Source organism: Microcoleus sp. C2D2 (assembly GCF_036702495.1).
GTDB lineage: Bacteria > Cyanobacteriota > Cyanobacteriia > Cyanobacteriales > Microcoleaceae > Microcoleus.
The window spans coordinates 1-8,873 of record NZ_JAUBTO010000224.1; the positions used below are offsets into that span (position 1 = coordinate 1).

Below are 8,873 nucleotides of genomic sequence, written 5' to 3' on the forward strand. Positions count from 1 at the left end.
ATTGCCTTTCATGACGCAACATTTTAAGGTCAGTCGCTGAATTAAGAATCCCTGTCCTTTAGGTCAGGGAGTGTCAACCTAGTTGCTGTTGACCGTTGTCTGAGTTGCTGAGGAGCATCCTCAGTGCGGTAAAGTTTTTTTATGCACAATAACGACTACTCCAACGCCCTTGATACTGACACGGAACTGGAAAGCCCTTTGGATCAATTTGACGGATCCGAACCCCCGCTGCCAGATCCTGAGGAAATGCTGCCTTTGCTGGAATCCCCGGAACCTCAGCACCGGATGATTGCGGCGCGGGCTTTTTGCGAACTGCAGGACGATCGAGCAATTTCGCATTTAATTAATTTGTTGAGAGACGGTTGCCCCTTGGTGCGGGTGAGCGCGGCTTATGCGTTGGGGCGAAATCCCAGCCCCGATGCTGTGGAACCGCTGATTCTTCAGCTTAACTGCGACTGGAACGGTTACGTTCGCAAAGGGGTAGTTTGGGCCCTGGGAAATTGCAGGGACCACCGCGCTTTGCCATCTTTAATTGATGCTCTCTCGACTGATATTTCGGCGGTGCGTTTGTGGGCGGCGAGTTCTCTGGGTCAAATGGCAAAAGTTGGTTACTATGTGGTGATTGCTGCGATTCCGCCGTTGATTCAAAGGCTGCGGGGAGATTCTGTATCTGCTGTGCGGAGCAACTGCGCTTGGGCGATCGGGCAACTGGCCCGCGAATTGCCGAATAATATAGTGTACGCTGGGGCGATCGATGCTCTGATTGAAGCTTTAGAAGAAGATGAAGATATGGGCGTGCGAGAAGATGCTAAATCTTCACTTTTGCGAGTCGGCGACCCGCGCGGATTGCAAATAATTGAAGATTTAGAAATGGAAGGACTTTTGTGATTTAAACGCCCTAATTACCAATTACCATTACTAATTATGCCTTTCATCAGTGCTAAAACAGATTTTGGTTTCAAAAAAATCTTTGCTTCGCCCCAGAGCAAAGACATTTTGATTAGCTTCCTCAATGCTATGCTCTATGACGCACAGCCAACCATTGAAGACTTAGAAATTATTGACCCTTACGCCGCGCCGAGCGTTACTGGATTAAAAGACACTTACCTGGATGTTAAAGCCAAAATTACAGGCAACAAAACTGTGATTATCGAAATGCAGGTAATAAATGTAGAAGCTTTTACTAAACGGGTAGTGTACAATGCCGCCAAAACCTACGCAACTCAACTCAGACCCAGGGAAGGATACTCTAAATTAAATCCTCTGATTGCTTTAACAATTACAGATTTTATTTTGTTTGAAAATACAGAAAAATTTCTCACCCATTTTGTCTTTAAAGAACTCGAAGAAAACTTCGAGTATTATAACAGAGAAATCGAATTAGTGTTTGTCGAACTGCCCAAGTTTAACAAAGAACTAGAACAAGTTGAAAACATAATTCAAAGCTGGATTTATTTTATCAAAAATGCTCCCCTATTCGATGAAATTCCGGAAAAATTTGCATCAATTCCCGAAATTCAAACAGCTTTTTCCATCGCCAGCAGAACTAATTTAACCGTTAAGGAATTAGAGGAATTGGAAAAGCGGGAAATGTTTGTTGAAGACCAACGCGGTGCTGTTATTAAGGGGATACAAGAAGGTCGTAAAGAAGGCATAATTGAGGGGCAAACAGCATTAATCTTGCGTCAAGTCGCGCGGCGCACTGGCGAAATCCCACCAGAAACTCAAACTCGCATTCGGCAGTTATCTCTCGAACAATTAGAGGATTTAGGTGAAATCTTGTTAGATTTTACAAGTCAAGAGGATTTGATAGCTTGGTTGGAATCGGCTTCAGTATGAATTTATAACTTTTGCACTCCTGATACTAAATCCGGCTTTCATACCCCCTTTATTCTTTAGTCGCTGCCTGCGGGCTGTGTTTGTGTAGTAGCGGTTTCAACCGTCTAGTTTCTAATCTAATAAGTCGGGCTCCCGGCGCACTATCATGTCATAAAGCGGTTGAAAGCTAAACCATCCCATGCGGTGAGACCCTACTTGCTGCTGTGTTAAACGCGCACATTCTGGCTTGATGAGAATGGGTTTTCCTGCTGCTTCGGCCATTAACTGCGCTTGACAAGAACGTTCCATTGCAATAAACCACCAAGCTGCTTCATCTACTGTTTGACCTACTGTTAACAGTCCGTGATTTTGTAAGATAATAGCTTTTTTCTCACCTAAAGTTTTGGCGATGCGTTTAGCTTCTTCGATTTCCAAAACAACTCCGGTGTAATCGTCAAATAAAGCTTGGTCTTCATAAAAAGAACAAGCATCTTGCGTCAGCGGGTCAAGCAGGCGGCCCAAACTCGACCAACTTTTGCCGTAGGGAGAATGAGCGTGGGCTGCTGCGATTACGTCGGGGCGGGCGCTGTGCACTTGGGAATGAATGGCAAATGCTGCTTCGTTGACGGGTTTATTTCCTTCAACAACTTCGCCTCTGTGGTTGACTAAAATTAGGTCGCTGACTCGAATTAAACCAAAGTGCATTCCAAAAGAATTGACCCAGAAATGGTCGAGGTGTTCGGGGTCGCGGACGGTGATATGTCCGGCAATTCCTTCGCTGAATCCGAAGCGGGCAAATAATCGAAATGCGGCGGCTAAACGCTGTTTGCGGTGGCGGCGTTCTTCTTCAAGTGAGTTGAATGTCGCGGGTTGAAAAGTGACTTTGGGGATTTTTAATGCAACCATATATTTTATTAGTGAAAAGACAGGAGGCTGATCCTCGGAATCGGCATTCCCAGTCAGAGAATGGGAACGAGATAAATTTTGAATTGGGAAATTTGAGTTGGGAACTGTGGGGCCGGCATCTTGCCTGCACTACTAAACTGCGATTTCACTCAGGCGCAAACCTGCGATGTTTTTGCAGTCGAAAGTGGCGTTATTGCCGGGGTGGCGCTCGATTAATTCGATAATTTGTCCGGCGGGGTTTTGCAGAAACCACTGAGTTAATGAGCCGTAATCTAAAGCTCGATCGGACATGGGTTTGAAGTTTTTATTTTGCCATATTGTAGCAGCATTCTGCACGTTTTCAACTCGAATCGCGATGTGGTGAACTGCTGCTAATCCTCTTTGTTCCTGGAAACGGTTTTTTTGGTCGCCGGCTGCGTGGGGCGCATCTAATACTACTAAGCCGCCCGCTGGCATTAATAATGTCATTAAATGCAGCCACAAATCGGAGGGAACGTTTATGTTTGTCGAACAAAAGTTAATCGGGAACAAGTCGGGGCCTTCGACAATTTTGGCGCCGAAGGGGTAAAAAGACTCGGCGTATTTTTCGAGTTCGGTGCGGCTGGGAAATGTGATGACAAAGTGGTCGATCGCAACTTGTTCGTCGTACAGGTGTGTTTCAAACGTCCAGGTTGTTAAAAATTCGGGTTCGATAAATTTGGGGTTGAATTCCAGCAAGCCATTTTTCTCGATGAAAGGTGAGTCAATATGGCCCTCAAGGTTGCGATCGAACTTTTGGGTTTTTAGATTCAAGTTTTTCATGTATCTCGCCCGATGTTAACTCCGCAAAACTGCGAATTGTATCTACAAGCTGAAGTTGACACACATTTGGTGCGCCTTAATTCAAAAATAACACAAAATTTAATACAAGCAAGCAGAACGGGCGATCGTAAGTCCGAAACCTTTACACAGCAAATATTCCCCAATCTAAAATCTAAAATCTAAAATCTAAAATCGGATGGTTTGCCGATCGCGAGTCCGGCCAACCACGCTGTAGTCCAGGCACTTTGGAAGTTGAAACCGCCCGTCACGCCGTCGATATCCAAGATTTCGCCCGCAAAGAAAAGTCCGGGACAGCGGCGGCTTTCCATTGTCTTAAAATCGACTTCTTTGAGGTTGACACCGCCGCAGGTAACGAATTCTTCTTTAAATGCGCCTTTTCCTGCAACCTGATATTCGCCTTGAACGAGTTCTTGCAGGAGGCGATCGAGGGTTTTGTTAGATAAGTCGGCCCAGCGTTTTTGCTCATCAATGCCGATCGAACTTGTCAAGCGTTCCCAGAGGCGGCGCGGCACCGGAAACGGACAGCTAGAGACAATCAATCGGTGCGACAACTGCGACTTAACTGCTAGCAGTTGCTGCCGCAAAACTTCCGCATTGTACTGGGGAAGCCAATTAATCAGCACAGGTGTTTTATAATGGCGATCGTGCAAAAATCTCGCACCCCAAGCCGAAAGTTTGAGTACAGCAGGCCCGCTTAAACCCCAGTGAGTAATTAGCAAAGGCCCGCTTTGTTCTAATTTAGCTCCCGGCAATTTCACCTTAGCATTAGGAACAGAAATTCCGGCTAATTCTTTGATTCTGCTGTCGGAAATATTAAAAGTAAATAGAGAAGGAACGGGCTGTTCTACAGTATTACCTAAGTCTTTTGCCCACTTAAAACCCGACGGATTGCTGCCTGTTGCCAGAAGAATGCGATCGCACTTAAAACTCTCCCCCGACTTCAACTCAATTTCAAAACTAGGGGGGGTGTCACCCGGTTCGCCCTCTGCGGTGTTGCCCGTTAACTTCTTTACTGAAACTACTGCATCGCCCGTGCGAATTTTTACGCCTGCATCCTCAGCAGCCCGGATCAAACAGTTAACAATTGTCCCCGAATCGTCGGTGATCGGAAACATTCGCCCGTCTTCTTCTGTTTTCAACTTCACACCGTGACCTGCAAACCATTCTACAGTATCGCGGGGTTGAAATCGAGTAAAAGCACCGCGCAGAGCTTTCCCTCCTCTGGGGTAATTCTGCACTAAAACACCGGGGTCAAAACAAGCGTGAGTAACGTTGCAGCGCCCGCCGCCAGAGATGCGAACTTTTGCCAGGACTTGCCGGCCAGCTTCTAGTAAAGTGACGCGGGTCTGCGGGTAGGTTTTAGCACAGGTAATTGCACTAAAAAAACCCGCAGCACCGCCGCCGATGACTGTAATTTTGAGCATTCGATCGGACAAATTTTTTCTCGCTTATTCTTCTAGTTCAAAATCTGATTTTGCCGCCCCGCAAGTGGGACAAACCCAATCGTCGGGGATATCTTCAAAGGGTGTACCGGGAGCTATCTCTCCGTCGGGGTCGCCTACTTCTGGATCGTAGACGTAATTGCAAACTGTACAAACGTATTTTTGCATTTGCTTAACTCAACTTTATATTGTAATCCTATAGATTGTACTTGACAACGCAACCTAGTGCAATACCAATTTCCAAACGTAATGCGACTTTCGACCATTCCCAAATTATTAAAAATTAAATTTTGCACAATTATAAAATCTAAAATCTAATTAAGTCTTGCACAATTATAAAATCTAAAATCGGAAATCTAAAATCTAAAATCGTAAAAGCCTCTAGAAGCACAGTTCTAGAGGCTTGATTGTATTTTTTATTAGTTTGCTGCGATTGGAAGACTAGACTTTTGCTAAAGGCTTACCCCAAACGCCGCTTTCATCTTCTTCGTACTGCTGGTGAATGGCGTCCCAAGCGGTGTGTTCCGCTTGTATCGAGTCGTTGGTTTCGTCAAATGCGGCGTTGTAGGATTCGATAAAGGTTTTTTGAGCGGCTTCCGACAGGTGCGATCGCACTTCTGGAGACAAGTCTGCCGGACTATTGCAGCGACCTTTGACGGCGCGCGGCAGCGTCATTTCGCTAACTGAAACTTCTTGGCCGCCTTCACTTTCTAGCAAGAGTTGAAATTCGCCCGAACGGTCGGCGGGAACTTCTGCCATCACGAGAAATTCGCCTGCTTCAACGCGGGTTTGATAGATAGTTGCTTTGTCTTCCGGCATTCCCAAAGCGACTAAAGCGGAAACTAGACCCGCACCGGCCGAACCTGCGATCGCGCCGCTAGCTGCACCCAACAGTACCGCGCCCAGCGGGCCCGCCGAGACTACTGCACCGACAAAGGGAATAAACAGCACGCCGACGCCAGTTAGCAAACCCAAAAAAGAACCGAATAAGGAACCAAAAATCGCCCCGCTTCGCAGACCGCCTAAAATTACATTTTTTTTAGTAAGAAAGCCGGCAATTCTAGTTTTTGACTGAAAGTTTTTTCCCATTACTGAGATGTGGTCGCGGGAAACTCCGCGATCCAGCAACCGCCGAATTACGCCGTCTAATTGTTCTTCTTCCTTAAATACGGCTGAAACTGTTCGTTCGGCTAAATATTCCTCTGTCATTTTTCCTCCTTGATGGTTTTTCGATTAGTAGTGCTGGTTTTTAGTATAGGAGGACACCGCAGGGCGATCGCATCGACCGCGAGATAGAGGTCGATTTATCGGAGATAGTTTGAGGCTCTATCAAAAGAGTTAACGATTTTTTAAAGTTGCGATCGCTCATCTCTTGCAGACGGTTATTCAGCTCTGATATAAGCCCCCAAATATTCGAGTTGATTTATCATTTCCTCTGCTGACTTAGACGCCATTAAGTTCAATATTCCCCGCCACTGAGCGCCTACTGAGTAACTTTGTCTAGGTACAACAATAATTCCTGCATGAGTTCTCTTTTGTTCAGCAAAAGTTCTGTGCAAACGGCAGAAATCTCCCATGTTAGAACTGTAAATGACGCGCCCTTGCTCAGTTGCCCAGATTAGCTGCTCCTCATCTGAAGAGCTAAGTTTGTTCGCGTCTGAGGTAGTCATCACCTCTACAGCAGAATTACGCAAAGATTCTACCAACGAAAGGTTACCAGAATCTTCATCAATATAGAGACGAATTTGACTCACGATAACTTACCTGCCATGTATTCAGCTTCCCAATACTTGCACTCTTCGTAGTACGCTGCTATCTCAGCCTCAACTTCATCTTTATTAGCGTGATAATAAGCCAAGCCTGCATAAATTTGTGCTAACGTCAAATGCGGAAATTCTTCAGCAATTTTTTCAGGAGTCATTCCTGCTTTGTAGTCAATTGCTATGCTGCGAACGGACATTCTTGTACCTGCGATGCGGGGGAGGCCGCCGCAAGTTCCGGGCGTGCGGACAATTAGCGTTCCTATATCAACGGCAGTTGTCATATTTACCTCGATTGAGTTAACTTTATCCTATTGTAACGCAGCTTCATTTCTACCCGATCGCATTTATCAAGGTTAATCAATGCCACTAGCACCCCTGTTTCCTGTCGTTCATCCCATTCTCAAATCTGCTTTTCCCAGATGTCTGTGGACGGGAGATATCAACAGCCGAGAAATTGCCCTAACAATTGACGACGGCCCGCACCGGCAGCACACACCTCAACTGTTAAAAGTTTTAGATAAATATGACATCAAAGCTAGTTTTTTCTGGCTGGGATTTTGCGTTGACAGGCATCCAGAAACGGCTAAGGAAGTTTGCGACCGCGGACACTGGATCGGCCTCCACGGCTACCAGCATATATCGTTTCCCAAACTCAAAACCCACGAACTCAAACAAAGTTTAGAAGACACGCAAAAAGCAATTGCTCAAGCTTGCGATTTAGACCCAAAATTAATCCGGGACGTGCGGCCGCCCAACGGCATTTTTACCCCGCGAACGTTAGAGTTATTGCAACAGTGGGAATATCGCCCTATAATGTGGAGTGTGGTCCCGGAAGATTGGGTGCGGCCGGGCGTTAAGAAAGTTATGAGTCGCGTCGTGCAGCAAACTGAAAACGGCTCAATTATTGTACTGCACGACGGCTATTGCGGTGGCGAAGATGTTGCAGCTTCTGCTGATAAAATAATTCCATTGCTTTTGTATAAAGGTTACAAATTTGTGACAGTCGATCGACTGTGGCAACAAGCAAACATTCAAGTAAAAACTAATTAAATCCATGAAAAAAATACTGTTTCTAGCATCTCTTTGTTTGGCGACTGCGGGATGGGCGATCGAGCTTTCTCCTGCTTCCCTCAGTGCTGAAACTCCACTTGTAGTGCAGCAGCCAGACCCTGGGGTATCCGCGCCTGCCGCCAACTCGAAAACGCCTCAAGTGGAACTGCTAAATCCGGGAGCGGAACCCCGACAGCAACTGCGTTTTAAACCAGCTATCGATGTCAAAGAAACGGCTGTTATGACCCTAAAAATGGATATGGAAATATCCGCATCGGGTCGGTCTTCGCCTGCAGCTAAAAGTCCAGTATCGGTGCTGACTTTCGAGACAAAAGTCACTAAAATTGATCCAAACGGCGATATTCACTACGAGTTTGTTTATACTAACGTAGATATCATCGGCGATACTGAAAATACCCCGCCAGCCGTCCGAGATGCCATGCGTTCCGCACTCAAAAGCATAGTGGGAATGAAAGGCTCTTTCATCATGGACAGTCGCGGTTTTCATAAAGGAGGTAACTTTATTTGGCCCCAAGAAGCTGACAACAACCTCAAGCAAATGGTTGGACAAATGTCTAAATCTCTAGAGCAACTAACCTCGCCGCTGCCTGCTGAAGCCGTCGGAAAAGGAGCCAAATGGCGCGTTTCTTCTTCTTCTGATTTCCTGATGAATGTGAATGTCATTTCTACCTATGAATTGGCTAGCTTGCAAGATGGAGTTGCCTCTCTGAATGTAAGTATACAGCAGCAAGCAAACCCTCAAAATATTACCGCTCCCCAACTGCCTCCGGGAACTACCTTAACCGTAAAATCTTTTGCTTCTCAGGGTCGGGGGTCAACCACAATGCGCTTGGATAGATTAATGCCTTTTCGGTCTACTGGGTCTCTTAGTTCAAATAGCGAAATGAGTGCTAAAAATGCTGGCAGTTCTGAAGAATTAACACTCATAACAAAAATGGTGATGGAGATGACTTTAGAGTCGAAGTAAGCTTTATTATACCTCTTGCAAAAATAACTAGGACGGGCTCTTCGGCCCATCCCACAAGAGTTATTTTTCTTGTGGGATGGGCCG

At 45.9% G+C, this 8,873-nt stretch carries 11 protein-coding genes; 4 read left to right on the forward strand and 7 right to left on the reverse strand.

What is annotated here, in order from left to right; genetic code table 11:
- The first annotated feature begins 141 nt into the window (after positions 1-141).
- Positions 142-888 (forward strand): HEAT repeat domain-containing protein, encoded by a 747-nt coding sequence (locus tag QUB61_RS35840; RefSeq protein WP_333133399.1) that lies wholly within the window; start codon positions 142-144, stop codon positions 886-888.
- A gap of 36 nt (positions 889-924) precedes the next feature.
- Positions 925-1,839: an Rpn family recombination-promoting nuclease/putative transposase gene (locus QUB61_RS35845; protein ID WP_333133398.1), complete on the forward strand. Its 915-nt coding sequence runs from the start codon at positions 925-927 to the stop codon at positions 1,837-1,839.
- 111 nt (positions 1,840-1,950) lie between these two features.
- On the opposite strand, the gene QUB61_RS35850 is transcribed toward QUB61_RS35845, so the two are convergent.
- The 7 genes from QUB61_RS35850 to QUB61_RS35880 form a co-directional block, all read right to left on the reverse strand.
- Positions 1,951-2,724 (reverse strand): class II aldolase/adducin family protein, encoded by a 774-nt coding sequence (locus tag QUB61_RS35850; RefSeq protein ID WP_333133397.1) that lies wholly within the window; start codon positions 2,722-2,724, stop codon positions 1,951-1,953.
- A 132-nt stretch (positions 2,725-2,856) separates the two neighbouring features.
- Positions 2,857-3,525, reverse strand: coding sequence for a hypothetical protein (locus tag QUB61_RS35855; protein ID WP_333133396.1), 669 nt, complete (start codon positions 3,523-3,525; stop codon positions 2,857-2,859).
- 179 nt (positions 3,526-3,704) lie between these two features.
- Positions 3,705-4,970: an NAD(P)/FAD-dependent oxidoreductase gene (locus QUB61_RS35860; protein WP_333133395.1), complete on the reverse strand. Its 1,266-nt coding sequence runs from the start codon at positions 4,968-4,970 to the stop codon at positions 3,705-3,707.
- A gap of 24 nt (positions 4,971-4,994) precedes the next feature.
- Entirely contained in the window at positions 4,995-5,156 is a 162-nt protein-coding gene (gene rd / locus QUB61_RS35865; RefSeq protein WP_333133394.1) for a rubredoxin, read from the reverse strand.
- Between the two features lie 273 nt (positions 5,157-5,429).
- Positions 5,430-6,197: a ChaB family protein gene (locus tag QUB61_RS35870; protein WP_333133393.1), complete on the reverse strand. Its 768-nt coding sequence runs from the start codon at positions 6,195-6,197 to the stop codon at positions 5,430-5,432.
- A gap of 173 nt (positions 6,198-6,370) precedes the next feature.
- Positions 6,371-6,742: a DUF5615 family PIN-like protein gene (locus QUB61_RS35875; RefSeq protein ID WP_333133392.1), complete on the reverse strand. Its 372-nt coding sequence runs from the start codon at positions 6,740-6,742 to the stop codon at positions 6,371-6,373.
- A complete protein-coding gene (locus QUB61_RS35880; RefSeq protein ID WP_333133391.1) occupies positions 6,739-7,032 on the reverse strand; it encodes a DUF433 domain-containing protein in 294 nt (97 codons plus the stop codon). The genes QUB61_RS35875 and QUB61_RS35880 overlap by 4 nt, the downstream gene beginning before the upstream one ends.
- A 79-nt stretch (positions 7,033-7,111) precedes the next feature.
- On the opposite strand from QUB61_RS35880, the gene QUB61_RS35885 reads away from it, so the two are divergent.
- Both QUB61_RS35885 and QUB61_RS35890 read left to right on the forward strand, forming a co-directional pair.
- A complete protein-coding gene (locus QUB61_RS35885; RefSeq protein ID WP_333133390.1) occupies positions 7,112-7,801 on the forward strand; it encodes a polysaccharide deacetylase family protein in 690 nt (229 codons plus the stop codon).
- Between the two features lie 4 nt (positions 7,802-7,805).
- On the forward strand, positions 7,806-8,789 hold the full coding sequence (locus tag QUB61_RS35890) for a DUF6263 family protein (protein WP_333133389.1): 984 nt from the start codon (positions 7,806-7,808) through the stop codon (positions 8,787-8,789).
- Positions 8,790-8,873 lie beyond the last annotated feature (84 nt).